Consider the following 18635-nt stretch of genomic DNA (forward strand, 5'->3'; position numbering starts at 1 on the left):
GTGCATCATCAAAAATGATTTTGTGGTGACCGTCAAAAGGTTTAACTATATCCTCAGGAGACGGTAGATTTGAATGATGTGAGATGGCAAAAAAAGATGGTGGAGTGAAAACAGGACTGACAAGGCAAATGGGCATTCTGGGCCTTGCAGCTACTGGTATTTGCTCGATGATGGGGGCGGGCATCAACGTGGTGCCTTTCATGATACAGCGAAATGTGCCCGGGATCGGCCCTTATGTGCTTCCGGCTTTTTTGGTGGCTGCCGTGCCTGCTATTCTTGCGGCCATGGCCTATGCCATACTCAGTTCGGCTATGCCCAGGGCGGGTGGCAGCTATGTCCATGTAAGCAGATCCCTCAATCCATATATGGGTTTTGTTGCAAGCTTTTCCCAATGGTTTGGCCTTTCCGTGGCCATCGGAGTTGTGTCCTACGTGGTCGTTCCTTTCCTGAGAGATGTCGCCTTTGGCCTTGGGTGGGCAGAAATAGGAGAAATTTTGGAGTTGGGGTTGGTTCGCCTTGCTATTTCATTTGCCTTCCTTTGGATTTTTGTTCTTGTCAATATTCAGGGCATTAAACTTTATGAGCGTACACTGATCCCGCTGATGTTTTTGATGTTTGGCCTTGGCGCTATTGTCATTGTGGTAGGCTTTTCACATGACCAAGCCGATTTTGTTGCCGCCATTCAGGCCAAGGAAGGCAGACAAATAGCAGAGGCGGCCATTCAGCCTTTCGATTGGAAGATTTTTGTTACAGCCTCGGCCCTGCTGTTTTCCAGCTTTATCGGGTTCGACTCAATAGCGCAGGCAGGGGGAGAGGCGAAAAACCCGGGCAAGTCGCTGCCTATTGCGATTGCGATCGCCATTCTGACTGTGGGTGCGTTTTACTTCCTATTTACATGGGCTGTTTATCATAGCGTGCCGTGGGATTTCATTGCCGCTGAATCTATGAAAAAAGACATTTCGGCTCCTGGCCTGCTGAGCTATGTGCTGCCGCCTGTTTGGGGTGTGCTTATTTTGGCTGGCGCTGCCATTGCGCTGATCAACGACTTGCCGGCCATGATCCTGTCGGTTTCCAGACTCATGTTTGCCTGGGCCGAGGACGGCATATTCCCCAGGAGTGTCGCTCGGGTACACCCCGTGCGGAAAACGCCTGCGACGGCCATTGTCGTCAGCGGAGTTATGGCCTCGATCGGGATCTTGGGATGCCACCTGGCGAGCGATTTCTTTTTAGGGATAGATATTATGGTGACCTCCATGCTCGTTAACTTCCTTTTGATGGTGGTCTCAGTTTACACTTTGCAGAGAAGAAACCCAACACTTGCAAAGGGCATTGTAGTGGTGAAGGAGCGATGGAAGCAGGTTTTCATTGCTGTGGCAGGCGCTGCTTTGCTGGGCAGCCTGCTCATTGTACATATCGTCAAAGACCTGGCAAGCAGTCCGGGTGCATGGTATTTCCATTCTACCTTTATATGGATAGTGGTGATGATTGTCGCTACAATGATTTATTTTCGTGAAAAAGGAAAACTAACCAAACAGGGCGTCAACCTGTCGGAGAGGTTTTCGCAACTACCCCCTGAATAAGATTAGCTATGAGTAATAGAGTGGAATATTGTGAATTGGCACCTGACCTTAAGATATCGAGAGTACTTACGGGGTTGTGGCAGGTAGCCGACATGGAAAGAGACGGCAAAACGCTGGATCTTGAAGCGGCTGCCAAGTCGATGAAAGCCTACGGCGATGCCGGACTGGTCACCTTCGATATGGCAGATCACTATGGCTCAGCCGAAATAATTGCGGGAATTTACAAAAAGAAATACGCTGACTACCGGCCGGTAAATCTACTGACCAAGTGGGTGCCAAAACCAGGTCATGTTACTAAAAAAGAAGTAAGGGAGGCCGTGGCCACAGCGCTTGTGCGCATGAATATGGAGCAGCTTGACCTGATGCAGTTTCATGCCTGGAACTACGCTGACCCAATCTGGCTAGATTGTCTGTATTGGCTGGAAGAACTGAGAGAAGAAGGGCTGCTGAAGCAAATTGGCCTCACGAACTTCGATGCAGCCCATTTGAATATGGTGCTGGAAAGTGGGATCAAAGTGGTATCGAACCAGGTGTCTTATTCTCTGCTTGATCAAAGAGCAAAAGGAGACATGGCTGCCGTGTGTGAAAAGCATGGGGTGAAAATTCTGGCCTTTGGCACATTGGCCGGCGGTTTCCTGACCGAGAAATGGCTGGGTAAGCCCGAGCCCAAGCAGGAGGCAAGTTTGACCTGGTCACAAATGAAATACAAGCGCTTTGTGGATGTGGCTGGAGGTTGGAAGAAACTGCAGGATTTGCTACAGGTGCTTTCGAAGCTCTCTGAGAAGTACCATGTGTCGATGGCCAATGTGGCCACCCGGTATATGCTGGAGCAGCCTGCTGTTGGCGGCGTGATTGTGGGCGCTAGACTGGGAGAAAGTGAGCACGTGATGGATAACCTCAGGTTGTTTGACTTCCGGTTGGATGCCGACAGCAAGAAAGCTATTGAAAACGTGATCGCAGGGTTTAGCCCCATTCCCGGCGATTGTGGAGACGAGTACAGAAAACCACCTTTTTTAACAGCGTCGGGCGATCTCAGCCACCATGTTGAGGCGATCCCGGTTCCCTATCCGACCACCGAAGGCGGTGATGGAAGAATTAAAGCTTTGAGTGGCACGGAATGGGAAGACCTGGCAGGGTTTAGCCGTGCCGTGAAAAAGGGAAACAGGATCTTGATTTCAGGCACGACTGCTACTCATGGGGCCAAGGCTATAGGTGGAAATGACCCTGCGGCGCAGGCCACCTTTGCGCTTGATAAAATAGAAGGTGCCTTGCAGTCGCTGGGCGCAAGCATGGAAGAGGTGGTGAGGACCAGAATCTTTGTCAGAAATATTGATGACTGGGAGGCTGTGGCCAGAGTTCATGGCAAACGCTTCAAAGATATTCAGCCGGCCAATACACTGGTTCAGGCCAATTTGGTTGGAAGGGAATATTTGGTGGAGATAGAAGCTGAGGCGATGGTGGAGTAGCGGGTGTTCCGGCAGGTCGTGCCACCAACAAGTTGTGGGCACGACGGCTGTGATTCGGAGCGCAGTGGTGCCCAAGGCGTTAGCTGGCGGAAACAAAGCTAGATTAGTATGCCAATCCACATCTCTCGTTTTGAGAGGCTACTATGGTGTTATAGTCATCCGGGCTAATGAATAGAGGTTCGTATGTGCCATTAATGCCTTCGAGTTGCTGGGCAAAATTTCTCAGGTGATTTCTTGAGCCACATTGTAAACTGGAGTACACCTGAAGGACGTCAGCTTTTGTAGTATGGCTAATATTGCCATCAAGATCATTAATGTCCAAATCCTCGATGCCAGCCCCAACTTTCAAAGCCTCCAGTAATGAAACGGATGATTGCGAAGACAGGCTGTCGTATAAGTTTTGTAAAACTTCATTCTCGAATTCTCCCCGTTGCTTACCTTCTGTTGGGTCGGTGAGATTGTACTTCACGATCAAGGTGTAAACACTGTTCATGTGTGTCTGTTCGCTGTTGGAGATGTTGTTAAAAATGATGTGTCCATACAAATCAAAGGAAAACAAATACACATCCCTTGCTAGTTTTTCTTCCTCTCTCAGAAATAGGATGTCTGCCTTTTCTTGCGTGGTAAGTGGGGTAAGCATCACTTCACCTGAACCATCATTTGAGTTTTGGCACGATGCCATTGCAGCAAGTATAGCCACGAATATCATTAGCTTTTTCATGAGTCGCTGATTTTGGATTTCCTTTCTCAAATATCACCAGGGAGAGAAAGTTTTGCAGTGACTGTGGTCACAGAGGAGGTGATTTGAGCAAAATCGAGGTGAGCTTTTGGGAAGTGGAGAATTACCGGGTATGGAACTAATCGAGGCTGTTATAGTTTAGACTCGATCAACAGGTGAATTTCGTCATTTAATTTTCTCACTTGCTCAAGTAGCGGCAGCACAGTTTCTTCATTGAAGTCGATAAAGTCAGCGTAATCCGTTTCTTGCCTCCAATCGAATAGGTGGGCATATAGTCTTCCGAAAGACTTATCCAGTGGGCCGTTTTTAATGAAATTCAAAAAAATTGAGTCTTGGTACCGTTGTGCGTTTCTGCCTTTACTCCATTTTTGTAGAGTAAGGCGCTCACAAGATAATAGGAGGAATAGTAGAGCCTGTTGACGCAAGAATTCCATCTATGGTTTTGCGCCAATAGCAGTGCGTCGTCGTATATTTCTGAAGATTTCTCAATTCGATAATTGATATAATCTTCTTTGGAGCCAGTCATTATAAGAGCACTCCTTCTTTCTGAATATTTTGGTAAAGAGGTGTGACTGAATGTCGAGTCTCCCAATCCTTTTTGGAGTACACAAAAGTGGAAATTGGAATACCCAGCTCAAGTTCAACATTGAACAACTCGTCACGAAAGGCCATCTCGGTTTTACGATCGATATTGGGCGCTTTTAATAAAATAAGAATATCCCAGTCAGAGTTTTTGCCTTCCTCACCCCTTGCCCTTGAGCCAAAAAGAATCACTTCAGCTTCAGGGTCTTTCCTGAAAATAGCCGATTTGATTTTAGCTAAAATAGTTTGGTCTTTTTGATTCATGATATGAATATACGAAGGTTGCGGGATTTAAGGTAACCTGCAAGGGCTTCTTGCTTTGGTTGTGCCTCCAACAGGTTGTGGGCACGACGGCTGCCCTGTCTCAGTAAATAATCACCGTCATCTTCTTCGGCCCGTGGGCTCCTATCACCAGCGACTGCTCGATATCAGCCGTTTTAGAAGGGCCAGCGATGAAGACGCCAAAGCCAGGAATTTCTTCAATTTTTTTGTAGGCCTGGTGCATATTGCCTACCAACGTTTTGCGGTCGATTACCACAATTAAATGCACCACAATAAATGGCAAGGCTCTTATCCCTGCCAGTTCTTCCGGCACCCAAATGGCTCCGTTTTCTGCTGTGCCGAATGCTCCGGCAATGATGCCAGCGTCTACGTGTCGCAAGTCCGAGGGCTTTTTGACTGTGGCTAAATCTATTCCAGCAGAGTAAATGTCAGGCAGTGTGGTAACCACCTGTTGGTAGGTCTTGGTCTGTGCATCAACTGCGGCTTTGACCTCTTCTTCACTGCTACATGAAATAACAGTTACGTGGTTGGCTTCCAGTGAAGAGGTAAAAGTAGCCTCAAGGTCTTTACTGATCTCAAATGCTGGAATTTCAGGCAGCGGCTTTGGCTCAAGTTCCAGCTTGCGGATGTTGCTCAATATCTTTTCTCTGCTGCTCATGATTTCCGGTTTTTGGCGTACCACTCTTTGAAGCTGGCCTTGGGTGGTGCCGGCAAATCTCGCTGCTTGCCCCACGCATTGAGCGGGTTGTTGATCAGAGACTTTGGCAGTAGCGCCAGCGACTTCCTGGCCAGCCTTCCCATCATGTTGTAGAGCGATGGCGAAGAGAGCACTTTGGCAGCGAATGTCATCGAAATTCTTTTCCCGGCTCCGTCCAGTTTTTCATCGGCAACGACTTGGCGCCACTCATAGAGCTGCTCATGGATATTGATCTTCACTGGGCACACGTCGCTGCAGGAGCCACATAGAGTAGACGCAAAGGGCAACGATTGGTGCTTCTTTAAATCCACTCCCGGCGATAAGATGGAGCCGATAGGGCCGGGCACTGTTGCGTCGTAACTGTAGCCACCACTGCGGCGGTAGATCGGGCAGGTATTCATGCAGGCGCCGCAGCGTATGCACTTCAAGCTGTTGCGGAACTTCTCCCTGCTGAGCTGCTCCGTGCGGCCATTGTCTACCAGAATGATGTGCATTTCCTGGCCTGGTCGTGGCCGGTGGAAGTGGCTGGTGTAGTTGGTGATGGGTTGGCCCGTAGCGCTGCGTGCCAGCAGTCGGGTATAAACTCCGAGATGCTCCAGCTTCGGAATCAGCTTTTCGATGCCCATGCAGGCAATGTGAACAGGTGCCAGGTGCACGCCCATGTCGGCATTGCCTTCGTTGGTGCACACGACAAAACCGCCGGTTTCTGCAATGCCGAAATTCACCCCTGTCAGGGCAACATCGGCCTCCATGAACTTATTGCGGAGGTGCTGCCGGGCGGCTTCCGTCAGGTATTGTGGATCGTTGTTACCTTTTTCTGTCTGTAGGTGCTCGTGGAATATTTCGGAGATGTCTTCTTTTTTTAAGTGGATGGCAGGCATCACGATATGGCTGGGAGGCTGCCGCACAAACTGGATGATGCGCTCCCCAAGGTCGGTGTCGACCACCTCAAACCCATGCGCTTCCAGGTGCTCGTTGAGGTGACACTCTTCTGTGAGTATCGATTTGCTTTTTACCAGCTTTTGGGCTTTGTGTTTTTGAAGAATGGAGGTGACAATTTCGTTGTGCTCCTTGGCATCGGCAGCCCAATGCACGTTGATGCCATTGGCTACGGCATTTTCCTCGAACTCCTCCAGGTAGCTGGCGAGGTTGGAAAGTACGCTGTCTTTGATGCCGGACGCAAGTTCCCGTAGCTGCTCCCATTCCGGTATCTGCTTGCTCGATACATCACGCTTGCTCCGCACCCACCAAAGCGTTTCGTTGTGCCAATCGACTTTTTTATTGTCTTTGAGGAAAGTTTCGGTGTTGCTACTATGGCTCATGCTGATACTCCGTTTAAGATCTCCGCCACGTGCATCACCTTCACCCTCATCTTGTTTCTACTGATGATGCCTTGCAGATGCATCAGGCACGACATGTCGTTACCCACGATGAACTCAGCTTCGTGGCTCGTATGGTCTTTAATTCTGTCGTTACCCATTTTCACAGACAGCGCCTCCTCGCCCACTGCGAACGTGCCGCCAAAACCACAACACTCTCCTGGCATGTGAAGGTCAACCAGCTGAAGCCCTTCCACTTTTTGAAGGAGGCTGGCAGTCTTATTAAATGGCGGAATATTTAGCTCCGGAGCCGCCGCAATTCTTAAGCCTCTCAGCCCATGGCATGAGGCATGAAGTCCCACTTTGTGGGGAAAGGCGGTCTCAATTTTATCAACTTTTAGAATGTCGTGAAGGAATTCTACCAACTCGTACACATTGTTTCTAATCGAGCCAGCTTCAATTTCCCTGCCAGCGGAATGCAGGTGGTCTTTTACGTGGAGGGTGCAGCTACCCGAGGGGCAAACGACGTAATCGTATCCTGCAAAGTTATCGATGAAGAGCTCGTCAATCTTTTCATTTTTTGACTCATAGCCTGAGTTCGCCATTGGCTGACCGCAGCAGGTTTGGTTCCTTGGGTAATCCACGTCGCAGCCAAGCTTTTCCAGCAGTTCCAGCGTGGCAATACCAACCTGAGGGTAGAATTGGTCGACGTAACAGGGAATGAAGAGGGCAACTTTCATGGACTAACTCGAGGGAGAATGCTTTTTAACATTATAGTTCTTACTAAGAAATTCCTTGGTGATCGTCCGGTAATTTACCAACAAAGCAGCACCTAGTGCAGTGCCCAGGGCAAAAGAAGTGGAGTAAATTTTATAAGTGGGCAGTTTGTCGGCCAGCATCTTAACAAATACTTCGTTGGAACTAAAGCCTCCATCAATAAATATTCTTTTGATATCAGTGTCACCAATGGCCAGTTTGAGAGAAGCAATTTGCAAATCTGTCAATTCGTCCATCAGATGGAAATAAGCCTCTTCATAGTTTTCAAAAATAGAAAGGTCCTGCCGAGGGTTGTTTACAAAACCGAATCGCTCAGGATGCAGCACACTGTGATCAAACAAAAGCTCTTTGTCCGTTTTTTTCTTTTTTTTGAAATCTTTTCGCCATGCAACAGACTTATAAGTTTGATAGTCAATGTCGAAAAATTCGCTCAAGAGCTTTGCCTGGTTGCTGAGGTGTTTCCCCAAAAATAATCGAGACGCTTTGATGGAGATGCCCTTGGCTGAGAGGAAATTCAAACAATCAGCCTTTAACTGCTCAGCGGTCAACACCTTGTCGTTGAAAATATTCATGCAAATGCTCCACGTGCCTGTAGAAATCAGCACGAACGGATCGTCGTTGGCCTGGATATAGGGAACCAGTGCAGAGGAACTGTCGTGAACACCGATTCCCACATTGACAGAGTTTCCATTTATGTCGACATGGGTTGTTTTGGTTGATTCTTCAAGAGGGGTAAGGTAGCGCACCAGATCCTCTTTTTCCAGCCAGTCGGCATACTTGTTTTGGCTGAAATCCCAAAGCCCGGTATGACAGCCCAGACTTGTAAAGTCTGTTGAGAGATTTCCTGTAAACAGATAGCTGAGGTATTGTGGAAAATGAAGACTCTTGTGGAGCCTTTTGAATGCGTTGGGCCTTTTGTACTTAAGAAAATATAGCTGTAAGCCAGAGTTGAGCATACCCATCGAAGGGCTGGCGGTTTTTACCGAAAAGTCAGTTTCAGTGCCGTATTTTGAGAAGAACTCGTTCAGTAAGTCTTCAGGAAAAGTCTTCAGGTAGTTGATAAAAGGGGTGACTAACTCTCCTTTCTCGTCCAGATGAACCATCGAAGCGCCATAGGTGGAGAAGTTGACCGCCTTGACCTCATAGTCCGGATTATTAAATACCCTGTCAGCACTATCTTTTATCCATTTAACGAGTGACGGGAGGTCTTCCGAGAGAAATCCATCTTCATCGGGAATTTCCTCAAAGCGAATATACTCATGCTTAATTTCGGAGAGATCCTCGTCAAAAAGGAAGAGCTTTTTGTTCGTTTTTCCAATATCAAATATCAGCGTGACTGGCTTTCCCATATCAGAGTCCGGTAGCAACAGTTTTTAACCCCCGTTTGGCAATGAGTTCTTTTCTTATCTGTTTTTCTCTAAATGTGAGAAGTGGATCATAAGCACCCCCCATCCGCATGCGGGATTCTGCTACCAGTGCCCTTACGTCAGTGCGGAAGGCATTTTGAAGCACCTCCTGGGCTGCCGATACATCATTGGCCGCCTGAGCCTTTTTTAGCGCTGCTCTGTCAACGATGAGGGCCTGTGCGTAAGCAATTTTAATCGCTTCGATAGCCTGAATCAAATCTTCAATGGGATCCTTTAGGTTGTGGCTTGCGTCGATCATCCAAGAAAGTTCGGGGTTCTGTGTGTTATGCATACCGTCTACCAGTTCGTTGAATATAAGAAAGAATTGGTAAGGTTTGATGCTGGCAACGGTTAAATCGTCATCTCCATATTTAGAGTCATTGAAATGGAAGCCGCCGAGTTTTTTCTGCATCATGAGAATGGCTACAATCTGTTCAATATTAGTATTGGGCAGATGGTGGCCGAGGTCGACAAGGCTCAAAGCTTTTTCGCCTAAGGAGCTCGCCAGCAAATGCGAGGTGCCCCAGTCGGGTATCACCATTGAATAAAAATAGGGCTCGTAAGGCTTATATTCCACCAGCACTTTCCAGTCGGCGGGAAGGTGGTCATATATTTGTTGCAGAGAATCCTGCGTGCGTTGCAGTGCTTCTCTGAAATTCAGTTGGCCCGGAAACGACGAGCCGTCTGCCAACCAAACCGTGAGTGCTTTGGAACCCAGCGCCACGCCGTGATCAATCACCTCTTTGTTGTGGGCGATGGCTTCATCCCTTACGTGCTTGTCGACATGACACAGCGAACCAAATTTGTACGACACTTTGGCGTCAGGCTGATCCTGAAAGGTGTTTGAGTTGACAGCGTCAAAAAGCAGCCCGTGAGAGGAGGCTAGTTCTTTGATGGCCTTGGCATCTTTTGGAATGTCCCAGGGAATGTGCAGGCTGATGGCGTTGCTGGAAGCATTAAGCATGTGCAGTAAACCTACGTCGTCAATTTTTTCTTCCAGAGACCGAGGCTCGCCACCTTCGGAAAAACGAGCAAACCGTGTGCCGCCAGTGCCAAGTGCCCAGCTGGGGATGGCGATTTGGAAGGCATCTAGCTTTTTTAAAACAGATTTGACGTCGATGCCCTGGTCTGTCAGAGTACCGGCGAGGGGAGTGAAGCGCTTTTGGTGGAGGGCTTTTTTGGCCGTGTTATTTTCGAGGATATTGTTTTTTGTGATCATGGGGTACCAATATGTCATCCCTACGAGATTGGTTGGAAAGGCCTAATTCGAAATGTCGATTTGCTAACCCTCCAAGAGGTTACAACCCTTGGAGGGTTTTACTTTTTATCTGACGAAAGCAGCAGCCACGCCGCCGTCGACGTTCAATATATTGCCGGTACTCTTGCTAAGCAAGCCGCCGGTAAATGCGAAGACTGCATTGGCAATGTCTACCGTGCCGATGATCTCATTCAGCAAAGTACGCTTAGCGTAGAAAGCAGGCAATTCTTCTACCGTTACGCCGTAGGCCTTCGCACGGCCTTCAGCCCATTTGCCTTCCCATATTTTGCTGCCTTCAATTACAGCGTCCGGGTTCACAACGTTTACCCTGATTTTCTCAGGCCCAAGCTCTGCGGCAAGCAATCTGCTCATGTGTGCCTGCGCTGCTTTGGCGGAGCCATACACTACGTTGTTTGGTCCGGAAACCAGTGCGTTCTTGCTGACAATATTCACGATGTCGCCGCCTAGCCCTTGTGCACGCAGAATGTCGACACCCGCTTGAGACACCAAAAACTGTCCCTTGGTAAGCACGTCCATCAGCAGGTCATAGTCTTGCTCCGATGTATCAGTTATTGACTTGCTGATCGCCAATCCAGCTGAGTTCACAATAACATCAACGCCTCCAAATTCCAGGCACGCTTTTTTGAACGCCACTTTGATACTTTCTGGATTTGTGACGTCCATTTTTGCGTAGGTCGACACGTCCCTTTTGTAAGTTTTATTGGCTGCGGCGGCCCTGTCTTCGTCGATATCAGTGATGACCACACAGGCGCCTTCGGCGGCCAACTTGTCAGCAATGGCTTTTCCAATACCGCCAGCACTTCCGGTAATGAGCGCCACTTTGCGGGACATGGGCTGCTCTTTAGGCATGCGTTGCAGTTTGGCTTCTTCCAATAGCCAGTACTCGATATCAAAAGCCTCCTGCAAAGGCAGGGCTACGTACTCAGAAATGGCTTCGGCCCCACGCATCACGTTGATAGCGTTGATATAAAATTCCGATGCCACCCTTGTTGTCTGCTTGTTTTTCGCAAAAGAGAACATGCCCACGCCAGGCCAGATAATAACGACCGGGTTTGGATCACGCATGGCCGGGCTATTGCTGCGCTTGTGTTCATTGTAATATTTCGCATACATCTCTCTGTACGCCTGGAAATAGGGTTCCAATTGCTTTTTGATGGCCGCTTTGTCACTCAGGTCTGCGTCTTTTGGTAAGTCGAGCACCAACGGCCTGATTTTGGTTCTCAGGAAGTGGTCGGGACAGCTGGTGCCGAGAGGAGCCAGGCGCTCAAGGTCTTTGCTATTGGCAAACTGCAGCACCTTTTCATCATCAGTGAAGTGGCCAACCATGCGATCATAGCTTGACGCAAGGCCCCTTAACACCGGGGCTAGTTGCGCTGCCTGGTCTTTTCTCTTTTCAGGAGAAAGGGACTCCAGTATTTGCCCACCAAAAACTGGTCTTTTTTTGCCGTAGTTCTGCTCCAGGTACTCGCTGGCCATGTCGATTACCTCAAGGCTATTGATATAGCAGTCATAGGCTGTGTCGCCCCAGGTGAACAGCCCGTGGCCGCCCAACATAATGCCTCTTATGCCAGGGTTGTCTGCCAGCGATTGCTTCAACTGCAGACCCAGGTCGAAACCGGGTCGCTGCCATGGCACCCACGAAATCTGCCCTTTGAAAAGGTCTTTGGTTATTTGCTCTCCGTCTTTCGATGCTGCGATGGCTATGGCTGCATCGGGGTGCAGGTGATCTATATGTTTGAAAGGCAGGAAGCCGTGCAGTGGCGTATCGATGGAAGGTGCTTTGGAGTCGAGGTCGTAGATACAGTGGTTGAAAAGTGCCACCATTTCGTCTTCGAACTCAAGGCCGCGGTATACATTTTCGAGTGACCGGAGCTTGTCGTTGTAAAGCCCGGCCAATCCACTGCGTGTAAGCGTGCCTATGTCTCCGCCGGATCCTTTGATCCACATCACTTCCACTTCCTTTCCAGTAAGCGGATCCTTCTCCATGGTTTTGCAACTGGTGTTGCCGCCGCCGTAGTTGGTGATGCGCAGGTCGGCACCGAGAATGTTGGAGCGATACAGGAGGAGGGCAACTTCATCGCCTTTTAGCTGGGCCGCTTTGGCGTCGTCCCATAGGTAGTTGACATGCTTGAATGTTTTTGCGGGTGCACTCATTGTATTTCGAATTGTGTGATTTGATACAAACAAATTAAGTAATGTCGGTTTCAGTTTGCCGTAAGCGCTGTCGTGAAGAAAATGCTTCGACAGGCGCAGCATGACATCCGTTTTGGGACATTGTACATCAAAAGTCAACATCTGTGGCTGTATCACTGTCATGCACTATACTGCATGGGTGGTTTTTTTGTGTTTAATATATTTGTAACATTGATTGTTGGTGAATAAACCCTAATAGTGCGTTGGAAGAGCTATTGCTGGATATCAGAGAGAAGTCGAGTGTGCCTAAGTACAAGCAGATTGTAGGCAGCGTTATTTCCAGTATTGAAGCTGGCAAAATCAAGTATGGACAGAAGCTGCCATCCATCAATCAGGTGAGCTACGATTACCTTCTTGCCCGGGATACAGTGGAGAAGGCATACAATGAACTGAAAGAGCTTGGCGTGATAGCGGCTGTGAAGGGCAAGGGATACTATATCAGCAACTCGGCACCTAAATCGCAACTCAAGGTGCTCATGCTCTTCAATAAGTTGAGTACTTATAAGAAGGAGATATACAACTCCATTGCACAGGAGTTGGGGGAAAAGGCGCATATTGATTTTTTTGTTTACCACTGCGATTTCGAACTTTTCGAGAAGATACTTACAGAGCACCTCACTGGCTACAGCTATTTTGTGATAATGCCTCATTTTGCCGACCTGAATGTGGAAAAGCTGAATTCTTTGCTATCCAAAATACCCAGGGAGAAAATAATCATTCTGGATAACCGCATAGAAGGAGTAAATCACTTTAGTGGCTGCGTTTATCAGGACTTCAAAATGGATATTTATAATGCCCTGTCGGAAGCCAAAGAAAAGCTGAGCCGCTACAAAAAGCTTATTCTTGTGTTTCCTGAAAACGAGACATACCCCTACACCAGAGATATTGTCACTGGTTTCCGAAGGTTTTGTGGGTTCAGCAATGTGCCCCATGAGATTATCAGTGAGGTAGGTTCCGAAGACGACATTGAAAGCAACACGGCTTATGTGGTCATTGAAGAAAGTGATCTTGTCAACCTGATCAAGGTTCAGCGGGCCAATGGGATGGAGCTGGCCAAAGATGTTGGCATCATTTCTTATAATGACACCCCGTTGAAAGAAGTGCTTAGCGACGGAATTTCTGTGATTACGACCGATTTTCGGAAAATGGGGCAGCTGGCGGCGAAGGCGATGTTGGAGAATAAGCCTATTGAGGTGAAGAACGACTTTCGGTTTATAGAGAGGAAATCGGTGTGAGGTTGAGGTTAGTTTTTTTTCTATATTTAAGTTTATTCAATTCGGTTTTGACTTCTTAAGATGAAAAATGAAGATAAGATAATCGAGCTTTTGATGGAGTACATCTCCCGAACCGATAAGATGGAGAAGGAATTTAAAGAGGGAATGGAATCGTTCAATAAAGAAATGGTATCACTCCGACGTGATTTTAATCAAACCAACTCACGACAAGAGGCGCTGATGCAGGAGATATTCAAACTCTCCAAAAGAGTAGGTAAATTGGAGGATGAGTCTTAGTTCGATTGCGTAGACAGCTTCTCCATGATGGCAATTCGCAATGAATGAGATTTATCTACTAAGTGGGCTGGGAGCTGACAAGAGAGTATTCGAGTTTGTTGATTTTTCTGGCTTCAAAGTCAAGCATATAAATTGGATCGAACCTCTGGGTAACGAGGCAATTGAAGACTACGCAAGAAGGCTATTAACTCAGATTAATGATCCCTGCCCAGTTTTGATTGGTGTGTCTTTTGGTGGGATAATTGGAATTGAGCTTGGTAAGCTAATTGATACAGAGAAGATAATTCTTATTTCGTCAGCCAAAACAAGGCTTGATATCCCTTTCTATTTTAGGTGGATTGGACGATTAAATATCAATAGACTTATTCCTTCTGTTTTTTTGACAAAAGTTAATGCGCTTGCTTTTTGGCTCTTTGGGGTAGAGACGAGAGGTGAAAAGGAATTACTACGAGGAATTATAATCGATACAAACATTAAATTTTTACGTTGGGCAGTCGATAAAATTGTAAACTGGCAGAATGAGACTCTTGTGAAAGGGGTTTACCACATTCACGGAGATAGAGACAGGATTTTGCCTTTGAAAACAGCCGATTTTACGATTAGTGGTGGTGGGCATTTAATGATTGTGAGTAAGGGGGATCAGATTGGGCGAATAATATTGAAAACACTAACGAGCCAACAACTATGAAATTTCCCCCCATTATTGAGATGGGCTTTTCGCCGTTGCTTTATCTCCTACTTTTTTACATCCTCTATTTGGGGATGAAGGCTTTTTTTGTACTCAGAATAAGGAAGGAGCCATATGCTGACAACCCCGCCAGGATTGTCTATCTGGGGGCAGCGGCATCAGTGATCGGCATTATAGCATGTATTCAAAAATATCGTGAAGCTATGGAGGCAATTGAGAGTGCAGGAGACATTAGTCCATCATTGGTGGCCGGTTCTATAAGCGAAGCCTTCGCCTACCCTACCCTCGGCTTTTTTTGTCTGGCCTTGTCGTTTCTTTTTAGATTTGTCAGCAAATAGAGCTTTAGCTAATCGTTGTAAACTAGCTATTTAGCAATCACAAACTCATAGCTGCCCGAACCCAATTCAAACACCGCTTTTCCATTCTCCATTTTCACAAAAGTTACCCCTTTTGTGTTTTTGTTGATCGACTTTCCTCCTTCTGTAATGTCTTTTGATGAGTTGGTAGGCAAATAGAGTGTTGCCGAAGTGTTAGGGGGCACGGTAGTGGTGTAGCTGAGTTTGTTGCCTTCCACTTTCCAGCTGCTTTCAATTCTTCCATACATCGAGTCATAATATCCTTTCGCCCAGGTCATTTGCCCGGTGGGGTCAGGAGTGGGTTGTAGAATGAAATGCTTGAAAGCCGGGCTATCGGGGTCTCTTTGGATGCCAAGAGAATAGTTGTACATCCACGCACCCACAGCTCCGAATGAATAATGGTTAAAGGAATTCATACTATTGTTGCCACCAAAGCCATTTTCCACAGTGTAGGAGTTGAGCCGCTCCCAGATGGTGGTGGCACCGTTGACGACAGAATAGAGCCAGGAAGGGTAACTGGTTTGCTGCAGTAGCTTGTAAGCCAGGTCACTCCTGCCGTTTTCTGAAAGCGCTTCGGTGAGTGAGGCCGTGCCAATAAATCCGGTCATGAGCGAGTAAGCTGGTCGGGTGGCTCCACCGTCATCGGTGTTTTGGCGTTCAATAGTGGCAGCCAGGTATTGGATGGCGTAGGGTACGTTTTCTGCATTGAAGGCACCCAGTGCTAAGGGAATAGCGTAGCTCGCCTGTGTGTCCATAGGCTGTCCTTCGTCGGAGGTGTCTTCGTCAGGGGTTTGGCCAGGGGGGCCAAATCGGGGCGCTCTGAATCCAGATTTAACTGTTTTGTGCGTGACTTTGTCGACATATTTGGAATTGAAGAAAGCCTTGCGCTCTTCACGTTGTGCCAGAAAGGTTTTGGCTTCATCGGCGTGACCTAAGATATTGGCTGTTTTTGCCACTATTTCGAGGTCATATATTTGGTAGGCGGTCCAAAATAGCGTGTTGTCGTTTTTGTTGTTTTCCGGACTCAGCCAGTCACCCAAAGGGCCCTCGTTAATAATGCCCGTTTTCGGATCAGTCTTCGACTGAAGGAAGGCCACGTATTTTTTCATGGCGTCGTAGTGCTCTCTCAGCAACTCTACGTCGCCATACTGCCTGTAACTCTCCCAGGCAACGATGATACCTGCACTTCCCCAAAGGGTGCCGCCGAAGCCACCTCCCACAGGTGCTACGTCAGTAAAGCGGCCGTCCTCTCTTTGGATATCCCGCATGGCCAGCAAATGCCTGCGAAGAAAGAGGTCGTTGTTGGCCAGATAGGTGGAAGCACCTGAAAATACGTTGATGTCCCCACTCCAGCCCATTCTTTCATTCCGGGCCGGAGTATCCGTTGGGATCGATAGGAAATTCCCCCGCATCGACCAGGTAATATTTTCCCAGAGCTTGTTCACCAGATCGTTGGAGGTTTGATAGCTGGAGGCAAGCTCCTGGATGGAACTCACTACCATACCCTTTACGCTTTCCAGCGGCAGTGCTTTTTCAATGCCCGTGATCTCCAGAAACCTGTAACCGTGGAAAGTAAACCTTGGCTGGACGGTTTCGTCGCCTCCTTTCAATATCCAAATATCCTGCGTTAGTGCTGCCCGAATATTTTCCAGCATGATCATGCCCACGTTGTTGCCGTATTCGTCAAGTGACGGGTATTTTACTTCTGCATACCTCAAAGTGATTTTGTTCCCGGCAGTTCCATTCAGTGAAATATTGGGGAAGCCGACCATGTTTTGGCCCATGTCGTACACGAATACACCAGGCCTTACTTCTTCCACACTTTTAGCAGTCAGCGTCTTCACGATTGATGGGTTGGCTCCCATTTGACCGACTAGCTGAAGGTCGTCATAGTCGAAGGTAGTTGGCCCGCCTCTGCCTGGGAAGGTGCCTATGTAGGCTGTGCTCTCCAAAGGAACTTTCACTGCTGGCTTCCAATTAGCGTCATTGTAGTCAGGGGTCGCCCAGTTTTTTACAGCGGCGTCCTTCGATGAATCGTACACTTCGCCCTGGAAAAAGCTCCCGACTCTAATGGGCCCATCAGTGAAAAGCTTCCAGGTGTTAGGCTTCGTCGTAATCACCTGCTCAGTTCCGTCGGCATAGGTAACTACCAGCTTAGCGAGCAGCGATTGTCTGTCTCCAAAGTAGTTCCAGCTTTCGCCGCTGTACGTAATGTTGCCGCTCCACCAGCCTTCTGCCAGCCAGGCACCTACTGCATTTGCCTTCCCCGCCATCATTTTATCCGTGACGTCGTAGGTTTGGTACATGTGGGTTTTGTTGTACTGTGTAAGACCAGGGTTGAAGTAGTCATTGCTGATTCTCTGACCGTTGATATACATTTCGTAAATGCCCCGGGCTGTCACATAAAGCCTTGCTTTGGCGATGGGTTTGTTCTCTGCCGAAAATTTGGTTCGGAGCATAGGTGTCGCATTTTGGCTAGGATCGGCTATCACCGTGACCCCATCTACAACATAGGCAGCATTCGCAATGCTAAAGCCTGTTTTTGTGCCGTTAATGAAGTCTGAAAACACGCCTTTGTAGCTTGAGATGGAAGCAAGATTTTCTTTGAAAAGAGCATTGGAGGGAAAGCGAAAGTTCTTTATCTCAACGGAGGAAAAAGAAGCTTTTTGCCCCTTGTCGGCGGAGAATCCAATATCAGCGACCATCGGGAAACTAATGAAGTTGTTTCCAACACCGACTGGATTAAGATTCAAGCCTCTCGGAGCAAATGGACTTGGGTTGGGGTCGTCGCTTTTGGTGATCAGGTGGTCTGTGTCGTCGCCATCAATAAAAATTTCGAAGACACCAAAGTTGCAGTCGGCATAAAGTGTGTGTGCGGCGTACTTATTGGCGTTGTTAACGAGCGAAAGAGGAAGCTGATAGATTTTAAAGGGGACGCCTGCCTTATCTTCCGGCGAATAACCTACCCTGTAAATATTAAAGCTCGCCAAACCTGCTGGTGTGCCATCTACTTTTGAAATGTCCAGTTCGAACTTGATATAGCTTTCATTTTCACCGCTGTGCACGCCCAGGATGTTCATGTCTTTGTCCATGAGGCGGCTGTCGTTGGCACCGAAAATGAATCCAGCCTTTGTTGAAGCGGACGCTTTATCTAGCTGAAGTTGGTAGCTTAGTTTAAAGACCGACAGGTAATGGGAGTAGAAGACCAAATCATCATCGCTGCCACCAATCCAGGTGGCTCCGCTCCAGGCTGACAGATTCGGGTCGGCATTCATCAGACCTGTTTCGAACCATGAAGATGCCGAGGCACTTGTTTTTTGGTTGTCCCATAAGGTTACCGTCCAGTTATATTTGATGGTGGGCTGGAGGATGGCACCGCCGTATGTAACGCCTAACGCTTTATCACTCTCGATCTTGCCAGAGTTCCATACCTCATTTCCTTTTTCCGAAGCCACTACGATTTGATAGGCCGTTTGCTTCAGCCCCCTTGAATTGTCTGAACTCTGCATTTGCCAGCTGAAACGAGGCTTTTCCACGTCAATGCCCAGGGGGGTGGAGGCATACTCTGTTTTGAGGTTGACAACTTGGAACGAGCCCTGCGATAATAATGCATGAGTTGTCAGGAGTAGGAGAGAGAAAAGCACTCCTTTGATGTAACGGTTTTTCATGTAAGTAGATGTTGGAAAGTAATATACAACTTTTGGGCTTTTCCAGATCGCTTAAAGTGTCAAATTAACATAATGAAATAGCCGCCGTGTCC

16 protein-coding genes are annotated in these 18635 nt (G+C 47.8%); 6 read left to right on the top strand and 10 right to left on the bottom strand.

Annotated features, from left to right (window positions below; all coding sequences use genetic code 11):
* The first annotated feature begins 83 nt into the window (after window positions 1-83).
* Both AAC052_RS18670 and AAC052_RS18675 read left to right on the top strand, forming a co-directional pair.
* Window positions 84-1580 carry an APC family permease gene (locus AAC052_RS18670; protein ID WP_339814990.1) on the top strand — a complete coding sequence of 499 codons (1497 nt, stop codon included), beginning with the start codon at window positions 84-86 and terminating at the stop codon, window positions 1578-1580.
* Window positions 1581-1588: 8 nt separating this feature from the next.
* Entirely contained in the window at window positions 1589-3046 is a 1458-nt protein-coding gene (locus AAC052_RS18675; protein WP_339814991.1) for an aldo/keto reductase, read from the top strand.
* Window positions 3047-3149: 103 nt separating this feature from the next.
* Here the strand turns inward: AAC052_RS18675 and AAC052_RS18680 are convergent, their stop codons facing one another.
* The 9 genes from AAC052_RS18680 to AAC052_RS18720 form a co-directional block, all read right to left on the bottom strand.
* Complete coding sequence (locus AAC052_RS18680) at window positions 3150-3767, bottom strand: DUF2202 domain-containing protein (RefSeq protein ID WP_339814992.1); 618 nt, start codon at window positions 3765-3767, stop codon at window positions 3150-3152.
* 149 nt (window positions 3768-3916) lie between these two features.
* Entirely contained in the window at window positions 3917-4105 is a 189-nt protein-coding gene (locus tag AAC052_RS18685) for a hypothetical protein (protein ID WP_339814993.1), read from the bottom strand.
* 205 nt (window positions 4106-4310) lie between these two features.
* Window positions 4311-4631, bottom strand: a complete 321-nt coding sequence (locus AAC052_RS18690) for a nucleotidyltransferase domain-containing protein (RefSeq protein WP_339814994.1) — start codon at window positions 4629-4631, stop codon at window positions 4311-4313.
* Window positions 4632-4731: 100 nt separating this feature from the next.
* The gene (locus tag AAC052_RS18695; RefSeq protein WP_317489716.1) at window positions 4732-5307 is read right to left on the bottom strand and encodes an LUD domain-containing protein; all 576 of its coding nucleotides are present in this window, start codon (window positions 5305-5307) and stop codon (window positions 4732-4734) included.
* A complete protein-coding gene (locus tag AAC052_RS18700; RefSeq protein ID WP_317489717.1) occupies window positions 5304-6668 on the bottom strand; it encodes a lactate utilization protein B in 1365 nt (454 codons plus the stop codon). The genes AAC052_RS18695 and AAC052_RS18700 overlap by 4 nt, the downstream gene beginning before the upstream one ends.
* Window positions 6665-7405, bottom strand: a complete 741-nt coding sequence (locus AAC052_RS18705) for a (Fe-S)-binding protein (RefSeq protein WP_339814995.1) — start codon at window positions 7403-7405, stop codon at window positions 6665-6667. Before AAC052_RS18705 ends, AAC052_RS18700 begins: the two co-directional genes overlap by 4 nt.
* Before the next feature lie 3 nt (window positions 7406-7408).
* Entirely contained in the window at window positions 7409-8791 is a 1383-nt protein-coding gene (locus tag AAC052_RS18710; RefSeq protein WP_339814996.1) for an FGGY family carbohydrate kinase, read from the bottom strand.
* A 1-nt stretch (window position 8792) separates the two neighbouring features.
* The gene (locus AAC052_RS18715) at window positions 8793-10067 is read right to left on the bottom strand and encodes a TIM barrel protein (protein WP_339815065.1); all 1275 of its coding nucleotides are present in this window, start codon (window positions 10065-10067) and stop codon (window positions 8793-8795) included.
* 105 nt (window positions 10068-10172) lie between these two features.
* Window positions 10173-12281, bottom strand: coding sequence for a bifunctional aldolase/short-chain dehydrogenase (locus AAC052_RS18720; RefSeq protein WP_339814997.1), 2109 nt, complete (start codon window positions 12279-12281; stop codon window positions 10173-10175).
* A gap of 242 nt (window positions 12282-12523) precedes the next feature.
* Here AAC052_RS18720 and AAC052_RS18725 point away from each other — a divergent pair, with 242 nt between their 5' ends.
* From AAC052_RS18725 to AAC052_RS18740, 4 genes are read left to right on the top strand one after another with little or no spacing between them, the layout of a single operon-like run.
* Complete coding sequence (locus AAC052_RS18725; RefSeq protein ID WP_339814998.1) at window positions 12524-13555, top strand: GntR family transcriptional regulator; 1032 nt, start codon at window positions 12524-12526, stop codon at window positions 13553-13555.
* 60 nt (window positions 13556-13615) lie between these two features.
* Window positions 13616-13831: a hypothetical protein gene (locus AAC052_RS18730; RefSeq protein WP_339814999.1), complete on the top strand. Its 216-nt coding sequence runs from the start codon at window positions 13616-13618 to the stop codon at window positions 13829-13831.
* 40 nt (window positions 13832-13871) lie between these two features.
* Window positions 13872-14519: an alpha/beta hydrolase gene (locus AAC052_RS18735; RefSeq protein WP_339815000.1), complete on the top strand. Its 648-nt coding sequence runs from the start codon at window positions 13872-13874 to the stop codon at window positions 14517-14519.
* Window positions 14516-14857, top strand: coding sequence for a hypothetical protein (locus tag AAC052_RS18740; RefSeq protein WP_339815002.1), 342 nt, complete (start codon window positions 14516-14518; stop codon window positions 14855-14857). The genes AAC052_RS18735 and AAC052_RS18740 overlap by 4 nt, the downstream gene beginning before the upstream one ends.
* Before the next feature lie 26 nt (window positions 14858-14883).
* Here the strand turns inward: AAC052_RS18740 and AAC052_RS18745 are convergent, their stop codons facing one another.
* The gene (locus AAC052_RS18745; protein ID WP_339815003.1) at window positions 14884-18543 is read right to left on the bottom strand and encodes a family 78 glycoside hydrolase catalytic domain; all 3660 of its coding nucleotides are present in this window, start codon (window positions 18541-18543) and stop codon (window positions 14884-14886) included.
* Between the last annotated feature and the right edge of the window lie 92 nt (window positions 18544-18635).

The sequence above is a fragment of the uncultured Imperialibacter sp. genome (assembly GCF_963974565.1).
In the GTDB taxonomy this organism is placed as follows: Bacteria; Bacteroidota; Bacteroidia; order Cytophagales; family Cyclobacteriaceae; genus Imperialibacter; species Imperialibacter roseus.

Coding starts and splice junctions, on each gene's coding strand:
- AAC052_RS18735 (WP_339815000.1), top strand. CDS start 13,872: ATGAATGAGATTTATCTACTAAGTGGGCTGGGAGCTGACAAGAGAGTA.
- AAC052_RS18695 (WP_317489716.1), bottom strand. CDS start 5,307: ATGAGCAGCAGAGAAAAGATATTGAGCAACATCCGCAAGCTGGAACTT.
- AAC052_RS18670 (WP_339814990.1), top strand. CDS start 84: ATGGCAAAAAAAGATGGTGGAGTGAAAACAGGACTGACAAGGCAAATG.
- AAC052_RS18720 (WP_339814997.1), bottom strand. CDS start 12,281: ATGAGTGCACCCGCAAAAACATTCAAGCATGTCAACTACCTATGGGAC.
- AAC052_RS18745 (WP_339815003.1), bottom strand. CDS start 18,543: ATGAAAAACCGTTACATCAAAGGAGTGCTTTTCTCTCTCCTACTCCTG.
- AAC052_RS18730 (WP_339814999.1), top strand. CDS start 13,616: ATGAAAAATGAAGATAAGATAATCGAGCTTTTGATGGAGTACATCTCC.
- AAC052_RS18740 (WP_339815002.1), top strand. CDS start 14,516: ATGAAATTTCCCCCCATTATTGAGATGGGCTTTTCGCCGTTGCTTTAT.
- AAC052_RS18710 (WP_339814996.1), bottom strand. CDS start 8,791: ATGGGAAAGCCAGTCACGCTGATATTTGATATTGGAAAAACGAACAAA.
- AAC052_RS18680 (WP_339814992.1), bottom strand. CDS start 3,767: ATGAAAAAGCTAATGATATTCGTGGCTATACTTGCTGCAATGGCATCG.
- AAC052_RS18705 (WP_339814995.1), bottom strand. CDS start 7,405: ATGAAAGTTGCCCTCTTCATTCCCTGTTACGTCGACCAATTCTACCCT.
- AAC052_RS18675 (WP_339814991.1), top strand. CDS start 1,589: ATGAGTAATAGAGTGGAATATTGTGAATTGGCACCTGACCTTAAGATA.
- AAC052_RS18700 (WP_317489717.1), bottom strand. CDS start 6,668: ATGAGCCATAGTAGCAACACCGAAACTTTCCTCAAAGACAATAAAAAA.
- AAC052_RS18690 (WP_339814994.1), bottom strand. CDS start 4,631: ATGAATCAAAAAGACCAAACTATTTTAGCTAAAATCAAATCGGCTATT.
- AAC052_RS18715 (WP_339815065.1), bottom strand. CDS start 10,067: ATGATCACAAAAAACAATATCCTCGAAAATAACACGGCCAAAAAAGCC.